We start from the raw sequence: 16,869 nt of genomic DNA, 5'->3' as shown, positions 1-16,869 counted from the left end.
CAAGCTTGTTGGTTTGGGCTTTTCCCGTTTCGCTCGCCGCTACTCAGGGAATCGAATTTTCTTTCTCTTCCTGCAGGTACTTAGATGTTTCAGTTCTCTGCGTCTACCTCGACTGCGCTATGTATTCACGCAGACGTAACATCCTATAAAAGATGCTGGGTTCCCCCATTCGGAAATCTCTGGATCATAGCTTACTTACAGCTCCCCAAAGCATATCGGTGTTAGTCCCGTCCTTCATCGGCTCCTAGTGCCAAGGCATCCACCGTGCGCCCTTATTCACTTAACCTTTGACCTTACGGTCGGTTTTGAGTACTTCTTCTAGCGATAGAAGGTTGCTCAAGAAAATAAGCGTTGAACTTATTAAAAAACTCTTTTAACATTTCAACTCGGTGTGTGTTACTTGTTTTGATTCTTTCTTCGATATCCAGTTTTCAATGAACAAATTTTGTTTGAGAGTAAACCTCTCAAAACTGAACAAAGGCAAACGATGTGTAGTCTTCCGAAATATTCCTTAGAAAGGAGGTGATCCAGCCGCACCTTCCGATACGGCTACCTTGTTACGACTTCACCCCAATCATCTATCCCACCTTAGGCGGCTGGCTCCAAAAGGTTACCTCACCGACTTCGGGTGTTACAAACTCTCGTGGTGTGACGGGCGGTGTGTACAAGGCCCGGGAACGTATTCACCGCGGCGTGCTGATCCGCGATTACTAGCGATTCCGGCTTCATGTAGGCGAGTTGCAGCCTACAATCCGAACTGAGAGAAGCTTTAAGAGATTAGCTTAGCCTCGCGACTTCGCAACTCGTTGTACTTCCCATTGTAGCACGTGTGTAGCCCAGGTCATAAGGGGCATGATGATTTGACGTCATCCCCACCTTCCTCCGGTTTGTCACCGGCAGTCTCGCTAGAGTGCCCAACTAAATGATGGCAACTAACAATAAGGGTTGCGCTCGTTGCGGGACTTAACCCAACATCTCACGACACGAGCTGACGACAACCATGCACCACCTGTCACTTTGCCCCCGAAGGGGAAGCTCTATCTCTAGAGTGGTCAAAGGATGTCAAGACCTGGTAAGGTTCTTCGCGTTGCTTCGAATTAAACCACATGCTCCACCGCTTGTGCGGGCCCCCGTCAATTCCTTTGAGTTTCAACCTTGCGGTCGTACTCCCCAGGCGGAGTGCTTAATGCGTTTGCTGCAGCACTGAAGGGCGGAAACCCTCCAACACTTAGCACTCATCGTTTACGGCGTGGACTACCAGGGTATCTAATCCTGTTCGCTCCCCACGCTTTCGAGCCTCAGCGTCAGTTACAGACCAGAGAGCCGCCTTCGCCACTGGTGTTCCTCCATATATCTACGCATTTCACCGCTACACATGGAATTCCACTCTCCTCTTCTGCACTCAAGTCTCCCAGTTTCCAATGACCCTCCCCGGTTGAGCCGGGGGCTTTCACATCAGACTTAAGAAACCGCCTGCGCTCGCTTTACGCCCAATAAATCCGGACAACGCTTGCCACCTACGTATTACCGCGGCTGCTGGCACGTAGTTAGCCGTGGCTTTCTGGTTAGATACCGTCAAGGGATGAACATTTTACTCTCATCCTTGTTCTTCTCTAACAACAGAGTTTTACGATCCGAAAACCTTCTTCACTCACGCGGCGTTGCTCGGTCAGACTTTCGTCCATTGCCGAAGATTCCCTACTGCTGCCTCCCGTAGGAGTCTGGGCCGTGTCTCAGTCCCAGTGTGGCCGATCACCCTCTCAGGTCGGCTATGCATCGTTGCCTTGGTGAGCCGTTACCTCACCAACTAGCTAATGCACCGCGGGTCCATCCATCAGTGACGCAAAAGCGCCTTTCAACTTTCTTCCATGCGGAAAATAGTGTTATACGGTATTAGCACCTGTTTCCAAGTGTTATCCCCTTCTGATGGGCAGGTTACCCACGTGTTACTCACCCGTTCGCCACTCTTTTTCTTTCGATGGAGCAAGCTCCGGTGAAAGAAAAAGCGTTCGACTTGCATGTATTAGGCACGCCGCCAGCGTTCGTCCTGAGCCAGGATCAAACTCTCATAATGATTTGTTTGAATGACCATACGGTCATTAAGCTCATAAAAATTAACTTTGCTAGCTATTGCTTGCATGTATTTGTTTCAATAAATTGAAACGTCCTACACATTGGTTCGTTTGCTTGCTTTGTTCAGTTTTCAAAGGTCTACCGTGCTGTGTTAGCAACTTTTATATCATATCAGAGCGACGTTTGATTGTCAACTCTTTTTTTAAAAGTTTTTTTCGCTCGTTGTTTTTCAACTTCGTAGCGGCTGTCTCAGCGACTTTATTAGAATAACAAATGATTTGTTATTTGTCAACAACTTTTTTCAATTAATTTTGTTGATGTATCAACATCGATTAACTTTTTTAAAATCGCGACTTCGTTATAATATCATCTGTTTCATTTTTGGTCAAGTCTTTTTTTGAAGTTTTTTCAAAAGCATTTTTGACCCGCTGACTCAATTGCCAACGTTGACTAATTTACCATTCTTCTTGACTCAGGTCAAGGAAATATTTCATTTTATTTACAAAAAGTTTTCAATAAAAAAAGACCGTCATAACGGTCTTCAGGCTTTTCACTAGTATACAGGTGCTAAAAGAACGGAACGCCTTCAATCTTATAGTCTTCGATGATCTTACGAAAGATATTGGGCTCTTCCCACGCATACCCTTCTGGCAGCTGTTGCGTTTGTCCTGCTTCTTGTGTTTCAAAAACAAATAAAGGAATGTTTTGCGTATCAATGTTGCCATTTGTGAGTTCAACGAGTTCGATCGCTGTCACATCAAGGTGGATACGGTCTTTAAACAATTGTAAGATCGTAGCCAAGCCGGTTTTATCTTCAGAAAAATCCGTTGACGCTAATTCCGCAGTGCCTTCGTGTATTTGCATCAAAAATCGTTTCGAACCATTTGCTAAGTGCATCATAACTGTACCCGCTACTTTTTTGGATCCCAAAATACCCACCTCAGTTATTCATCTGTTTGTAAACTAATTTTAGCACATTTTCAGAAAATATGCACGATTATCTGTTGCTGTTTTCTTTTTCTAACATTTCTTTAGCTTCTTTCACCCACACTGGTAAAGCTTCTCCAACCGTACGGAAACCAATCCGCTTATTCTTATTTGTAAAGTAGCGTTTACGCTTAAAGGGTGGCTGAACAAAACTTGTTTCCAATGTACGGCGGGACAAACTGATCTTTTGGCTGTATTCGTCAATATCAATGATTTGTACACGGATTTTTTGGCCGATCTGTAAGACTTCATGGATATTTTTAGTAAACCCGGATTGGATCTCTGAAACATGGATCAAGCCTTGCGTTTCTTTATCTAACGAAACAAATGCACCATAAGGTTGAATCCCAGTGACTGTTCCTTCTATAATGTTCCCGATTTGATAATTCATAGTCTTTCCTCTCTTTTCCACTTTCATTATACTTGAACTAGTGGTAGATTTGAAGCATCAGAAACAACGTTACACAATATAGGAGGGAAACGCATGATCAATTTTGACAAAGTCCATCCCCGCTTAAACACCAATAGCGTTAAATGGGACACCATTGCAAAAACCTACAAGGAAGAAAACCTGCTGCCACTTTGGGTAGCTGATATGGATTTTCTGGCACCAGAACCTGTGAAAAAAGCGTTAGAAAAAGCAGTTGCCCAAGGGATCTATGGCTATTCCATCGTTCCTGATTCGCTGCTTGATTCCATCATTGATTGGCAGCAAAGACGTCATGGCTATACCATCAATAAAGAAGCGATTCTTTTTAATAGCGGTGTCGTCCCTAGTATTGCCCTGGCGATCCAAAGTTACACCCAAGAAGGAGATGCCGTACTGATCCACGATCCGGTCTACCATCCCTTTGCCCAGGTTGTCAAAAACAATCAGCGTACCTTAATTCAAGAACCGTTACTGGAAAAAGATGGCCACTTCGTCATCGATTTTGAGGCGATGGAACAAACCATCATCGAAAAGAAGGTAAAATTGTTTCTTCTATGTAATCCTCATAATCCTGGCGGTCGCGTGTGGTCAAAAGAAGAACTGCTGACGATCGGCCGTATTTGTCAAAAGCATCAGGTGGTCGTTGTCAGTGATGAGATCCATCAAGACATCGTTTTTGCGCCAAATCACTTTGTCTCTTTCCAAACAGTCGAGCCAAGCTTTGCCGATTTTTCGATCATTTTGACTTCAGCAACCAAGACTTTTAATTTAGCTGGGATCAAAAATTCGATGGTATTTATCAAAGACCAAACCTTGCGCAGCCAATTTGCAAAAACACAGGAACGTAACGTTCAAGGGGAAATCAATACGTTTGGTTTGGTCGCTACTGAAGCAGCGTATCGTGAATCTGAAGCATGGTTAGAAGAACTATTGTCCTACTTAGAAGCAAATCGCACCTTTGTCTGCGACTTTTTGACTGAACAACTCCCAGCAGTGACGTTTCAAAAGCCCGAAGGTACTTATTTGATCTGGCTGGATTTTTCTGCCTATGGCCTAACGGATAATCAGCTACAAAGAAAACTGATTAAAGAAGCCAATGTCGTATTGAATCAAGGAAATATCTTTGGTCCCCACGGCAGTCACCATATGCGGCTGAACTTTGCCTGTCCTAAAGAGCTATTAGAAAAAGCACTCAATCAAATCGCCGCCGCGTTTAAAGACCAACCGATCGGTTAACTCTTTCTTATGAAAAAAGAACCCTAAAGCTACCATTTCAACGATCTCCTTGAGGATGACCGTTGAAACTGCTTTGGGTTCTTTTGTTTTATTCGCTGATTTCGATCGTTTCGATCACTACATCATGCACTGGACGATCTTGTGGTCCCCGTTGCACGCCAGCGATTTCATCAACGACTGACATTCCTTCGATCACATGACCAAAGACTGTGTGACGGAAATCTAACCAAGGAGTACCACCTGCTTGATACGCTTCGATGATTTCAGCTGGATAACCAGCACCTTCTAATTGACCTAACATGTTGCTAGGAACATTTTGATTGTTTACGATGAAAAACTGGCTGCCGTTAGTATTCGGACCAGCGTTTGCCATGGATAAAGCGCCACGAAGATTGAACAATTCTTTTGAAAATTCATCTTCAAAGCTGCCGCCATAGATGCTTTCGCCGCCCATTCCTGTACCAGTTGGATCGCCACCTTGAATCATAAAATCAGGAATGACACGGTGGAAGATGATCCCATCGTAATACCCTTTTTTCGCTAATTCAACGAAGTTTTTGACTGTTTTTGGTGCCAATTCTGGGAACAATTGTACAACTACATCCCCACGATTGGTTTTGATGACTGCTTTATGGCCAGTTTGTTTTTCTAATGCTAACTGTGGAAATTCAGACACATTAACTCCTCCTTCTCTCTCATAAATCCATGATAGCAGAAAATTGAAAAAATGCTAGTTTGGATAATTTTTGCTATAATGAAGCTATTCGTACAACACGAACATGCTTCACCCCAACGTGGTTAGAAAAGAGGAATAACATGGATATTTTTGATATAACGATTATCGGCGCCGGACCTAGCGGGATGTTTTCTGCTTTCTATGCCGGCATGCGTAACGCCAAAACTAAGATCATCGACAGCTTGCCGCAATTAGGCGGTCAGCTTGCTACTTTATACCCAGAAAAATACATCTACGATATCCCAGGTTATCCGAAAATCAAAGCGGGCGATCTTGTCCAAAACCTGGAAAAACAGTTGACGACCTTCAATCACCAATATTGTTTAGAAGAAACCGTCTTGTCGGTCGAAAAACAAGAAGACTATATCGAAGTCACTACCGACAAAGGAATCCATTACTCGAAAGCCGTGATTTTGGCTTTAGGAAACGGCTCCTTCCAGCCGCGCAAACTGACTTTGCCAGAAAGCGAGCGGTTTGAAGGATACGGCTTAGACTATTTTGTCACCGATTTGATGAAGTATGCTGGACGCAAAGTAGCGATCGCCGGTGGCGGCGATTCTGCCATCGATTGGGCATTGATGCTGGAGCCAATCGCTAGTGAAGTCTACTTGATCCATCGCCGTCCTGAATTTCGTGCCCATGAACATAGCGTCAGCAAATTACAGGCTTCTGCCGTCAACATTTTGACTCCTTATGTGATCCAAGAGCTCCAAGGAGAGCAACGTTTGACTGGTGTCTCGTTGCAGCAAGTCAAGGGTGATGAAACGGTCAGCCTTTCATTGGATGCTTTGATCGTCAATTACGGTTTTTCTTCCACATTGAACATCAAGGATTGGGGCATGAAAAGCAGCCGCCAAGGAGTCTTCGTCTCTTCAGATATGAGCACGTCTGTTCCTGGGATCTATGGCTGTGGGGATGTCGTTTTATACGATGGAAAAGTCGACCTCATCGCTACTGGTTTCGGGGAAGCCCCAACTGCGGTGAACAATGCGCTCCATTACATTGATCCCAAAACGCGGACGCAACCCGCCCACAGTACGAGTCTTTTTAAGGAGTAGCTGAGATGAAACAAGCTGGTCAACGTCAACTTGCCACCTATACTCTCCCTTTACAGGGGAAGACCCTCACTGAGCAAATGGTTCAGTATCTGGAAGCCTTCGATCATGCCGAAACGGCGGTCCACAATCTAGCCGTTGCCCAAGAAGCCAAAGGATTGGCAGAACGGTTTCAAGTCAACGCGGACAAAGCTTACTCAGCAGGACTGCTGCACGATGTCAGCGTCGTCATCCCTAATGACCAGCGAATCGCCTTGCAGATAGCGGTAGGCGAACCGATCTTAGACGCGGAGCGGCAAGCACCTTTTTTGCTGCATCAGCAGCAATCCGCTTTGTTGGCAAAAACGGTTTTTCAGGTGTCTGACCCAGAGATTCTGTCCGCCATCAGCTGTCATACCACCTTAAAGGCCCAATATAGTCGTCTCGATCTGATCGTTTTTTTAGCCGACAAAATCAAATGGGATCGCAAAGACCAAGCACCTTTCTTAACCGGTTTATTAGAGCGCCTCGATGATTCCTTGGAATCTGCCGCTGGCTATTATATGGACTGGCTCTTTGCCGGTGACTTAGTGGTCCCCCATCCTTGGGCAGTGGCAGCCAAAGCAAAATTAGCAAACACCTTAATGTCAGAAGGGACTAAACCCAAACGGCATGGGCTGCAACTGGAATAGGGCACAACTTATGATTGCAATCCATCAGTCGCATGTTGACTTTTGAATAAACTATTTTTACATGGAGGGGAACTATATGGTATTAGAAAGCAAAACACTTGAAGACAAAGCAAGAGAATTGTTGGCCGACCGCGGTGTCTCACTGCAAGACATCGGCGAATTGGTGATGTTTTTGCAAAAAGACTACATTGAAGGCATCACCTTGGAGATGTGTATCGAAAGCGTCAACGCTGTCTTAAGCAAGCGGGAAGTCCACAACACGATTTTAACGGGTGTTCAGTTAGATATTTTGGCAGAAGAAAATCAACTGCTGCATCCACTGCAAGAAATCGTCAAAGAAGACGAAGGGCTTTATGGGATCGATGAGATCCTCGCACTATCCATCGTCAACGTGTACGGCTCCATCGGCTTTACTAACTACGGATACATTGATAAAGTCAAACCAGGCATTTTGAAAGAACTGAACAAGCACGACGGTCCCCGCGTTCACACCTTTTTAGATGATATCGTAGGTGCCATCGCCGCTTCTGCCGCAAGTCGCTTAGCCCATCAACACCCAAGTAAATCTCATTACATTACGCAATAAAAAAAGACCAACGATTCACCTCTCTCAAAGGAAGTGGATCGTTGATCTTTTTTCATTACGCTTTTTTTTTCAAGCCTCGTTTCCCCCACCAATAGAAGGCAAAAAAGAAGACTTCAATCAAGACGAAAAAGAGAATAAAGCAATGCATGAAAAACGTTTCTGGCAGCACGTTGATGATCGGATCGGTGGCTGGATTAAAGAGCCAATCGTCGTTACTGAAGAAAATCTCATGGAACGTAACAAAAAAGCGGTCAAAGCCGACAGCCATCAAAAACCCGAAAATCAGCGGCAAAATCATCCCCCATTGAAAGGGACGAATCAAGCGCCATTGCTGTTGTTTTTGCCGTAACCGATTGACGAACCAGATACTCGGCAGCACCGTGACGATCATCACGGCATAATTTAATAGAAACAACTGCTTCACATCGTAAAAATGCCCAGCGCCAGCTTCAGACATTGGAAAATCGGGCAAGGCGAGCGTACTTGCAAAGGGATTGTTTAGAAAATCTAACAATAAGCCATAGTTCTTCAACAACTCTTCTCTTGTTAGCGAGGTATAATCCAGCAGATTTAAGTGATCGACATCAAACCAATATAACGGTCGAAAATTGATCGTTAGGGTGATCGCTAGACTGACCAAAAACAAAAACAAGCAGACAAATCCTAAGCGTTCAAGCCACACTTGTTTTTTCATTGTTCAAAATCCCACTCATCTAAAGAATCAACCACATAGGTTGGTGCTACTGGTAATGTCGGAACTGCCGCTTTCGGGGTAAAGCCAGATAATACGAGCAAAGAATCGATCCCGTTTTGGATCCCCGAGCGAATATCCGTTTCATAATTGTCCCCCACCATCAAGACCTCTTCTTTTGATAAGCCGATGTGTGCCACCGCTTTTTCCATAATGATGGCTTCTGGTTTGCCAATAAAAATCGGTTGCGTTTGGGTGGCAGTCTCCACCATTGCAATCAGTGAACCCGCACCTGGCAACAAGCCTCTTTCCGTCGGGATATTTTTGTCGGGATTGGTCCCGATAAAGGTTGCTCCTTTTTGGATCGCTAACGTTGCTAAAACAAATTTTTCATAGGTCACGTGGTTGTCTAAACCAACCACGACATAATCCGGATTGGTTTCTTCCCACTCAAACCCAGCAGCTAAGATCAAATCGATCAACCCCGCTTCGCCGATCACAAACACTTTGCGGCCTTTGCCATGGTCTTTCATAAAATCGATCGTTGCCAAGCTTGCGGTATAGATCGTTTCTGGTGCCACATGGATCGAAAATTCATCCGCCAATCGCTGCGCCACGACTTCGGGACTGCGGGTCGTATTATTGGTCACAAATAAATAGGGCAGTCCTTTTTCTTGTAAGGACTCTACGAAGCGTTTCCCAGCAGGGATCGGCTCTTTTCCTAAGTAAATCGTACCGTCTAAATCAATCAAATAGCCTTTATATTTCATCTTATTCTTCCCTTTGTCGAATCGTAAACTCTTTTTTGCCTTTTTTCACCGTAGTTGTTTCGGTTTTTTTGACGTTCTTTTCTTTTGGTTTACGATTTTTGATCGTTGGTTTGCTTTTTTTCTGCGGTACTGCGTCACGCTTTTCTTCTATATGGGCGTTTTGTTGTGTATTTTGATTTTGATTGTTTTGGGTTGGCTTTTTCTTGCGTCGGCGGGAGGTACTTTTTTCTTTCTTGCCGCCAACTCGTTGGATCACAAAATAGGCACAACCGAAGTTGCAATACTCATACAAATAGTCTTCCAGCATGTCGATACGCTGATCGGGTAATGCTTTGCGGTTATCCTTTTCAAAAAAGCCTTTCAAACGCAGCTGCTCATAACCCCAATCCCCTACGATATAGTCATAACGTGCCAACACTTCACTGTAACGCTCGCCAAGCTTTTCTGGATTGAAGCCTTCACGATAATCCATGACCAGTTTGTATTGTCGATTGCCAATCATTAATTCTTCATCATTTAACAAAGTCACCAACTCGCCTTTTTGCGGTTGTTTCGCTGGTTCTTCAATAATTTCTTCTAGTACAGATGTCATTTCATCTGTGATCGTTTGTTTTTCGGTCATTTTTTCACCACCTGCTGTTTATTATACCTTGTTTTATTCCCCAATGATAGTCGCGGTTTTCTCGCAAAAACCAGCTGGAGAAGTGACGAACTACTGAATGGGGTATTTCTGACTCAGGTAATCTCCGACCACTGTGCGAATAAAGTCTGGAAAAAGAAACTCAACGGTTCCAGCAATCTCGATCGTCGGGAAAAACGGAATAAACAAGTAGTGATCCACAAGGGTCAACGTGTAGCTTTGAGCAGGATCGACGGGCTCTTGTTTCCACAATACTTGGTGGTTTTTTTCATCAAAGCGGATGCCTTCATAAACCAGTTCACCAAAAATCTTCCCTCGAAAACCCATTCCCATAATTGGGAAATTGCGCAAAAAGTTGCGATTTTTTTCCATCTCTAAGAACAATCGAATGACATCCGCGCCTTGCAACGTCACCCGAATCAAATGCATCGGATGGGGCAAAATCGTGTGCAGCTGATCTTGATCAACCCGTCCTTGCGGCAAATCATCTAAAAATAGCCCCGTATTTAAGATGGCGGCCTCCGTTTGTCCTTTGGCACATAATGCCAAAAGCGCCTCCCGAACCAAGGAATGTTGACTTTGCCAATCCCTCGTAAACGCTGCTGGAATTTCTGCCACCTGATTTGCCCGCAACAAGCGATGACCGATCGATAGATATTCGGCGATCTCTTCCTCATCTTGCGGAAAAGCCACCAGCGAATCAGTCGGAATCACACGTGCGCGATGCTTGATTGGGCGATGGTGATCATCTAAGACCACTTCGACTTCGCCAATGTTAAAACCAAACTTGCCAGCTGCACCAATTTGAACCCCATTGATGACTTCGCCATTTTCAAACAAATGGTGCGTGTGGGAACCTAATATAACATCTAGTTCTGGAAAATCCCTCGCAATCTGGCGGTCAGCATTGATGCCTAGATGGCTCATCAAGACCAGCAGATCGACCTCGGGGCGCAAATGCTGCACCAATGAAGGCAAAATCTCCAAGGGTTCGCGGATGTCCCAGCCGTTGGGGGCATATGTTAGCGGAAACGGTGCCGTAAAAGCGATCAAGCCGATTTTGGCGCCTTGATTGCTTTCCATGATTTTGTATTCTTGTGCCCATTTGGGTGGACGCAAATCCTGTTTATCAAATAAATTGCCTAAAATGACAGGAAATTCTGCTTGGTCATATAGATGCTGCAAGACCTCTTTGGGATTGCCGACCCCTTCATTGTTCCCAATCGTCACCGCATCGTAATGTCCTTGATTCATCAAATCGACATTCGCCTTGCCGTCAGTTGCTTCTGTCAAAGGATGCCAGCGATCGACAAAGTCGCCTAAGTCGACCGCGATCACTGTCTCTTCGGTCGTATCCGCTTCTCGTTTTCTTTGATCCAAATAACGCCGCATCTTCGGCCAATGTTCTAGGTGGGAATGCAGATCGTTGGTATGGATAATCGTAATTTTCTCCATTGTGCGCCTCTTTTCAAATACGTCGCCTGAAATCACTATCCGTTTCTCTTGGCATCAAGGATTGCCAGCAGAAAGACGACGGAATTCTCTACAAAATAAGCATAGCATAAAATCTCTGGGAAACCATTGGAATGCTTGGAAAAGAATGGAATAAATAGACAGTCATTTGTCAAAAAGTACCGCCATGTTTTGCTCAATTGTTGGAATGATTTTTTTCCAAGCAAATACGATCCAAAATATATAGCACTAACATACGATCATACAATTATTGAGTAATTCTCGTTTATCGTATATACTGTACATACGATATAAGGAGGAGATGTAAAGTGAGTATTCAAGAACGAAAAATTAGAAAGAGCGGAAATTCAGTTGTTTTAACATTATCGAAAGAATTATTAGAAAAAATAGGAATTCAAGAAAATGATTACGTATTTGTTGATGAAGACAAATTAGCTGCTGCAATCACGAAAAAGTCATTACCTTCTGAGCAGGAACTCGAAATCAATCGTTTAATCGATCAATCTTTTTCTCAATATGAAGAGATGTATAAGGAGCTCGCAAATCATTGACAATCTACTTATCAGAAAAACAAATCATAAAAATGAATGTCGTGCTTATCAAAAGTCAAACACCAAATGAAGAGATCGGCTTGCGTGATCCATCTGGATTAGCCATGGCTGTAAAACAACCGCAACAAATCGTTTTTTCAAAAGAATTATATCCCTCAATGGAGGAAAAAGCTGCAATCCTTCTAATCAACTTAATCAAAAAACATCCCTTTCATAATGCCAATAAACGAACGGCTTTCATGGCAACGGATGTTTTTTTCAAGCTTAACCACTATGAAACTTTTTTCGAACAAAATCAAACGATTGCATTTCTGGTGCACATTGCGAAATATGACGAAAATAAATTTGATACTTTAAGACGATCAACCTCTGACTACCTTCGAAAATACACAAGAAAGTCGTAAAAAAGTAACTAGCTAATCAGCAATTCTTCACCTACAATCAAACAATCGTGATTCACTTTTTACTAGATTGGCTAAAAATTGATCATGAAAATTTATCAAAGAGAAGACTCAACTAAAGACTTTCAGACAATAAAAAAACCTAAGACAGTCTGTCTCAGGTTTGAATGGTCATCGATTCAATTAGTACTACTGCTTTCTTCAAAACAAGCAGTTTTTCAATCAGACACATGGAGAATCCTGCTTAGTGCTGCTTCCTTCCGGATCTGACACGCTTCACAAGACCTCCATTGTCCTAGCCTTTCGGCAAAACTTAGTATAACGTATTTCGTTAGAGATTGCCAGCCTTTTTTTGTTTTTTCTTTTCTCGTAATGCTCGGAAAAAATCTGTTAGCAGCTGTCCACATGCTTCTTCTAAAATGCCGCCTTCCACATAGGACCAATGGTTGAAGCGCTCATCTTCCAATAGATTCATCAATGTACCGGCAGTGCCGCCTTTGGGATCGTAGGCACCAAAATACACTTCTTCCACCCGCGCCAATAACATCGCTCCACTGCACATCGGGCATGGTTCCAAGGTCACAAACAGCTGCGCTTGTTCTAAGCGCCAACTTCCGACCGTGCGACAGGCTTCTTCGATCGCAAACATCTCCGCATGCGCTGCGGCTTGTTGCTGCGTTTCTCGTAGATTGTGCCCACGACCAATGACTTTGCCATCCAAGACGACAACAGCACCGATCGGTACTTCTGCCAAACCTTCTGCTTTTCGGGCTTCTTTGATTGCTTCTTCCATAAAAAAGGCTTTTTCCTCGGCAGTCAAGGTACTTGTTTTTTCCACGACTTCTCTTTCACTCCTCTACCTCGCACCATTGTGTGCATTTCCTTGTTAGTATAACGAAAAACGCTCAGAAAGACGAGAAAAACTCGCAAAGACCGATGTCCCTGCGAGTTTCAAATGGAATGATTGGCTTAAAAGACGGAATCAACAAAGCTCGTCAACTTGTCTTTGACATGTTCTGTCGAATCTTTGATGTTGTCTCCGTAAACAGAGATTTTGTTGCGGCCCTCATTGACTTTTTTCATCACACCTAACAACGAATCCAATTCATTGTCAGACAAGCCGTCTACGACATCCAGCAATTTTTCATTGCCGTTGAATTTGTCATCGACAAATTTCTTTACTTTGTGTCGGTTGCAAGCGAAGCGTACTTTATTGAATACTTTGTCTGATACAACGACGGCAGTAGTGATCCCAGCGATCGCTGCAATGCTTAATCCAATCGTTACTTTTGATGATGTTTTCATATCGATCAGCTCCCTTATTTTGCTACTTCCATCATAGCACGAGGACTGAAATAAAAACACTATTTCGTTTAAATCGCTTTGAATCTTAATCCTTTAGGAAAGAAGTTTTTCACGGTTCCTTGGACTTGTTTTCCAAAACCGACTGGGATCTCATCGACTATCAAAATCACCCACCCAGCATTTCCTGGCACACTCAAGGTTTCACCTGCCACATACTGCTGCCATTGCGGCAAAGTGATCGGCACTGTCGGTGCCCCTTCTTCTGCATGGATCGCCAATGCCAACGCATAACTTGGCTCGATCCGATTCTTCTTAACGACGCCGACATGCAAACCTGGGCGCATAAACTTGATCCCTTTTAAAGAAGGCATTTCTTCAGGAACGAGCCAGAGGTTTTCACCTAGCAGCTGTGGCGTCGCATTCAGTGCCTGTAAAAAAGGAAAAACCTTGCGAAAGGCTTGCCACAACTTTTGAGTCGCTGCATCTAATGGGCTCTTAGCTGTCGCTCCTTTGCCTTTTTTCTTCTTTTTCACTGGCGCTGCTTCTGCTTGGGAGGTCAATTTCGCAGCGAAATGACCTTCTCCTTGGTTTAAATGCGGCCATAAGCGGATGGTTTTCTCGATCCCAGGTGCCTCTCCCCACTCGCTGCGCCCATGAGATACATTGTCCAAGTCGATCGCTTCGATCGCGAAGGGATACTCCTCCATTAACCAAGCCATCATCGCTTCGTTTTCTTCTGGGGCAAAGGTACAGGTGGAATAGATCAGCTGGCCCCCCGGTTTTAGCATCGCAACGGCTTGTGCCAAAATGTCTTTTTGCCTGATCGCACACTGCTCAGGTGTATCTGCTTGCCATTCTTCTAAGGCGACGGGATCTTTACGAAACATCCCTTCACCAGAACATGGGGCGTCCACCACGATCTTGTCAAAAAACTGAGGAAAATGGCGGCTCAATTCTTGCGGCGCCTGATTGGTGACGACTACATTTGGAAAGCCCCAACGCTCCACATTTTCTGATAAGATTTTGGCACGCTTGGGGAAAATCTCATTTGCTACAAGCAGCCCTTTTCCTTGTAATTGGCTTGCCAGCTGCGTTGTTTTGCCCCCTGGTGCCGCACATAAATCTAAGACCCGCTCCCCTGGTTGAGCGGCTGCGATCGTTGCTACGATCATCGCACTAGGTTCTTGACTGTAGACATAGCCAGCTTGATGGAGCAGCGAACGGCCTTTGACTTCGCCAATATAAGCCGCTTCTGCATAGGGGGCGGGTACAGCAGCTGGCCCATATTTTGCCAGCATCGCTTGTGCGTGCGGCTTAGCAATATTCAAGCGAAAGCCTTTGACTGGCTGATTATCGGTTAAAGCGGTAAAAAAAGCTGATGCTTCTTCTCCTAGCAACCGTTGGTATTTTTCAATAAATGGTGTTGGTAATTGCATACTTACCCCTCCTCGGCTTTTTTATTCTAGCGACTGAGAAGCAATTATGCAAGAATTCCTTGATCAAATGGCAAAAAAACTGCAGCTGAGTGAAGTGGGCGACTAAATCGCCTCGACTTCTCTTTGCTGCAGACCTTTTTTATTTAAAAATCGCTTTTTTGACACTGCTTTCGATGAATGGCTGAGAGACACGGTTGTCCCAGAATTTGATCAGTGGGCCCACTAAAAAGGCACTGATGAAGGTTCCGATCCCGATTGGTCCGCCTGTAAAGAGTCCAATCAAGGCAAAGGCAACGTCTTGAATCACCCGCACCACTCGATAATTAGCTTTCGTCTGATCGACGATGGTTGGGGCGATCGCGTCATAGGGGGCGCTGCCCAAATTCGCTGACATATAGAATGAAGCTCCGAAGGTAAAGAAGATGATCCCGATCAACAAGAACAAACCTTGCTGCCACCAATTATTCGGACCGACGGATAACCAATCAAAAACATTGGTATAAAAGTCGATGAAGAATCCTGTCAGCACCATATTGATGACCGTACCTATACCGATATGGCGACGGCCAAAGATAAAAATCAATACTAGGACAGCGATATTGATCATCAATTGATAGACCCCAAGGGATAACCCTAGCAGCTCACCGACACCGATATTGGCTGCTGTGTATGGGTCTAGCCCCACTCCGCCGACCCGCAGCAATGCCGCCCCAAATCCTAAAATGGCGACACCAATCAACGCATACAGCGAGCGTAATCCTGTTTCTTTTTTCATTAAAATTTCTCCTTTTTTCTCATCTGTTCTTTCAAGTATAACGAGAAAAAAGGAAAATGGGAATTTCAACGCTTCACAGGGCCCTTTGTAGGGAAGGGATCTGTCTTAGTCATCTCCTTTGCTTCTATTGAAAAGCCAGTGGCAACAACCATTGTTATTAAGTATTTTGATTTTCGTTTCCTTCATACTAAGGTTGCACGTTCCACTACTCTGGCTTCACTGGAACCATCACTTCAAATATCTGCAATTCTTTTTGTGTGGTAAAGACTTCATCTTGCCATAACAATTCCCAAACATCGCCATCGATCTTCAACTGCTTCTCTTTTAGAAAGGCTTGGATGCGGTGGGTAAAAGCGGCAATTTGTTCTTCTCCTTCACTGACAAACCCAGACACATATGTACCAGCGGGACGTGTGATAATCAGCTTTTCCGGATAGAGATGTAGCCGATCTTGGGGAATCAAGATCAATGCCCGATAAGGAGATGCGTGAAAAGTCTGATCCTCCAACGTCGTTCCGGCACTTAAAAAGCCAATGGGGTAGCCACTGAAGGCATCTTTATAATCCACTAATGGATAAAAACGAGCGTACACTTGATATGCAGATTCTGGATCATCGCCGGCGATCTCTTCAGAAACGATAAACGCCTCTGCTTTATGATGCGCTATCGTAAAGGTCTCAAAATCAGCTTCCTGTACTTTTTCATAGCGTTGAATATAGCGATCAAAAGTTCGTTCCAATTCTTGTAGCGCTGCGATTTTGTCACGGACTTCTCCTCGCCGTTCCACAAGTTCCTTTTGGGTGTATTCCGGGTTGCGGTTTTTCAAAAATTGGCGAATGTCTTGCAAGGGCATATCTAAAGAACGCAACATCAAAATCACGTCTAACTCAAGACATTGTTCAAAGCCGTAATAGCGATAGCCATTGTCACCTATTGAATGAGGTTTGAACAGATCGATCTGATCATAATAAATCAATGTACGCCGACTCACACCGGCATAAGCGGACATCTCACTGATGGTCAATTGTTTTTTCAAAAAATTTCACTCCTTGC

General features: G+C 44.3%; 18 protein-coding genes, 2 rRNA genes and 1 other RNA gene (1 of these 21 running past the window's edge). 6 read left to right on the top strand and 15 right to left on the bottom strand.

The window, feature by feature from the left end; translation table 11 throughout:
• From IGI78_RS03350 to IGI78_RS03335, 4 genes are all read right to left on the bottom strand, one after another.
• A 23S ribosomal RNA gene (locus tag IGI78_RS03350) occupies positions 1–286 on the bottom strand; it reaches 2,629 nt to the left of the window's first position.
• Positions 287–515: 229 nt separating this feature from the next.
• Positions 516–2,074 (bottom strand): 16S ribosomal RNA (locus IGI78_RS03345).
• The 16S and 23S rRNA genes sit together here, the layout of an rRNA operon.
• A 566-nt stretch (positions 2,075–2,640) precedes the next feature.
• Positions 2,641–3,003, bottom strand: coding sequence for a hypothetical protein (locus IGI78_RS03340; RefSeq protein ID WP_034871858.1), 363 nt, complete (start codon positions 3,001–3,003; stop codon positions 2,641–2,643).
• 67 nt (positions 3,004–3,070) lie between these two features.
• Complete coding sequence (locus IGI78_RS03335; protein ID WP_008378090.1) at positions 3,071–3,451, bottom strand: CvfD/Ygs/GSP13 family RNA-binding post-transcriptional regulator; 381 nt, start codon at positions 3,449–3,451, stop codon at positions 3,071–3,073.
• Between the two features lie 93 nt (positions 3,452–3,544).
• On the opposite strand from IGI78_RS03335, the gene IGI78_RS03330 reads away from it, so the two are divergent.
• Positions 3,545–4,726 (top strand): MalY/PatB family protein, encoded by a 1,182-nt coding sequence (locus IGI78_RS03330; protein ID WP_081119056.1) that lies wholly within the window; start codon positions 3,545–3,547, stop codon positions 4,724–4,726.
• An 88-nt stretch (positions 4,727–4,814) separates the two neighbouring features.
• On the opposite strand, the gene IGI78_RS03325 is transcribed toward IGI78_RS03330, so the two are convergent.
• The gene (locus tag IGI78_RS03325) at positions 4,815–5,402 is read right to left on the bottom strand and encodes a peptidylprolyl isomerase (RefSeq protein WP_005227659.1); all 588 of its coding nucleotides are present in this window, start codon (positions 5,400–5,402) and stop codon (positions 4,815–4,817) included.
• A gap of 140 nt (positions 5,403–5,542) precedes the next feature.
• Between IGI78_RS03325 and IGI78_RS03320 the strand changes: the two genes are divergently transcribed.
• From IGI78_RS03320 to IGI78_RS03310, 3 genes are all read left to right on the top strand, one after another.
• A complete protein-coding gene (locus tag IGI78_RS03320; RefSeq protein ID WP_008378083.1) occupies positions 5,543–6,520 on the top strand; it encodes an NAD(P)/FAD-dependent oxidoreductase in 978 nt (325 codons plus the stop codon).
• Positions 6,521–6,525: 5 nt separating this feature from the next.
• Positions 6,526–7,188: a bis(5'-nucleosyl)-tetraphosphatase (symmetrical) YqeK gene (gene yqeK / locus IGI78_RS03315; RefSeq protein ID WP_430618439.1), complete on the top strand. Its 663-nt coding sequence runs from the start codon at positions 6,526–6,528 to the stop codon at positions 7,186–7,188.
• A 76-nt stretch (positions 7,189–7,264) separates the two neighbouring features.
• Complete coding sequence (locus tag IGI78_RS03310) at positions 7,265–7,774, top strand: phosphatidylglycerophosphatase A family protein (protein WP_005227653.1); 510 nt, start codon at positions 7,265–7,267, stop codon at positions 7,772–7,774.
• A 55-nt stretch (positions 7,775–7,829) separates the two neighbouring features.
• Here the strand turns inward: IGI78_RS03310 and IGI78_RS03305 are convergent, their stop codons facing one another.
• The 4 genes from IGI78_RS03305 to IGI78_RS03290 all read right to left on the bottom strand — a co-directional run bounded on the left by IGI78_RS03305 (position 7,830) and on the right by IGI78_RS03290 (position 11,330).
• Positions 7,830–8,468, bottom strand: a complete 639-nt coding sequence (locus IGI78_RS03305; RefSeq protein WP_430618438.1) for a TIGR01906 family membrane protein — start codon at positions 8,466–8,468, stop codon at positions 7,830–7,832.
• Positions 8,465–9,235, bottom strand: coding sequence for a TIGR01457 family HAD-type hydrolase (locus IGI78_RS03300; protein ID WP_061053784.1), 771 nt, complete (start codon positions 9,233–9,235; stop codon positions 8,465–8,467). The genes IGI78_RS03305 and IGI78_RS03300 overlap by 4 nt, the downstream gene beginning before the upstream one ends.
• A gap of 1 nt (position 9,236) precedes the next feature.
• Complete coding sequence (locus IGI78_RS03295; RefSeq protein ID WP_081119052.1) at positions 9,237–9,857, bottom strand: YutD family protein; 621 nt, start codon at positions 9,855–9,857, stop codon at positions 9,237–9,239.
• Positions 9,858–9,947: 90 nt separating this feature from the next.
• Positions 9,948–11,330: a bifunctional metallophosphatase/5'-nucleotidase gene (locus IGI78_RS03290; RefSeq protein WP_430618437.1), complete on the bottom strand. Its 1,383-nt coding sequence runs from the start codon at positions 11,328–11,330 to the stop codon at positions 9,948–9,950.
• Positions 11,331–11,656: 326 nt separating this feature from the next.
• Here IGI78_RS03290 and IGI78_RS03285 point away from each other — a divergent pair, with 326 nt between their 5' ends.
• On the top strand, positions 11,657–11,899 hold the full coding sequence (locus IGI78_RS03285; protein ID WP_005227642.1) for an addiction module antitoxin: 243 nt from the start codon (positions 11,657–11,659) through the stop codon (positions 11,897–11,899).
• Positions 11,896–12,303 (top strand): type II toxin-antitoxin system death-on-curing family toxin, encoded by a 408-nt coding sequence (locus IGI78_RS03280; RefSeq protein WP_142425529.1) that lies wholly within the window; start codon positions 11,896–11,898, stop codon positions 12,301–12,303. The genes IGI78_RS03285 and IGI78_RS03280 overlap by 4 nt, the downstream gene beginning before the upstream one ends.
• A gap of 212 nt (positions 12,304–12,515) precedes the next feature.
• On the opposite strand, the gene ffs is transcribed toward IGI78_RS03280, so the two are convergent.
• The 6 genes from ffs to IGI78_RS03250 all read right to left on the bottom strand — a co-directional run bounded on the left by ffs (position 12,516) and on the right by IGI78_RS03250 (position 16,825).
• Positions 12,516–12,602, bottom strand: an RNA gene (gene ffs / locus IGI78_RS03275) — signal recognition particle sRNA small type.
• A gap of 29 nt (positions 12,603–12,631) precedes the next feature.
• The gene (gene tadA, locus IGI78_RS03270) at positions 12,632–13,138 is read right to left on the bottom strand and encodes a tRNA adenosine(34) deaminase TadA (protein WP_081119050.1); all 507 of its coding nucleotides are present in this window, start codon (positions 13,136–13,138) and stop codon (positions 12,632–12,634) included.
• A gap of 131 nt (positions 13,139–13,269) precedes the next feature.
• Positions 13,270–13,605, bottom strand: coding sequence for a hypothetical protein (locus IGI78_RS03265; RefSeq protein ID WP_005227636.1), 336 nt, complete (start codon positions 13,603–13,605; stop codon positions 13,270–13,272).
• A gap of 68 nt (positions 13,606–13,673) precedes the next feature.
• A complete protein-coding gene (locus IGI78_RS03260; RefSeq protein ID WP_142424069.1) occupies positions 13,674–15,041 on the bottom strand; it encodes an RsmB/NOP family class I SAM-dependent RNA methyltransferase in 1,368 nt (455 codons plus the stop codon).
• Between the two features lie 139 nt (positions 15,042–15,180).
• Positions 15,181–15,816 carry a YczE/YyaS/YitT family protein gene (locus IGI78_RS03255; protein WP_010748831.1) on the bottom strand — a complete coding sequence of 212 codons (636 nt, stop codon included), beginning with the start codon at positions 15,814–15,816 and terminating at the stop codon, positions 15,181–15,183.
• A 205-nt stretch (positions 15,817–16,021) separates the two neighbouring features.
• Positions 16,022–16,825: a MerR family transcriptional regulator gene (locus IGI78_RS03250; RefSeq protein ID WP_252708326.1), complete on the bottom strand. Its 804-nt coding sequence runs from the start codon at positions 16,823–16,825 to the stop codon at positions 16,022–16,024.
• Positions 16,826–16,869: the final 44 nt, after the last annotated feature.

This window comes from Enterococcus sp. DIV1767, from assembly GCF_050542585.1.
GTDB lineage: Bacteria > Bacillota > Bacilli > Lactobacillales > Enterococcaceae > Enterococcus_D > Enterococcus_D innesii.
Note: the sequence above shows the minus strand (reverse complement) of the source record. Positions and strands in the feature narration are given on the sequence as shown.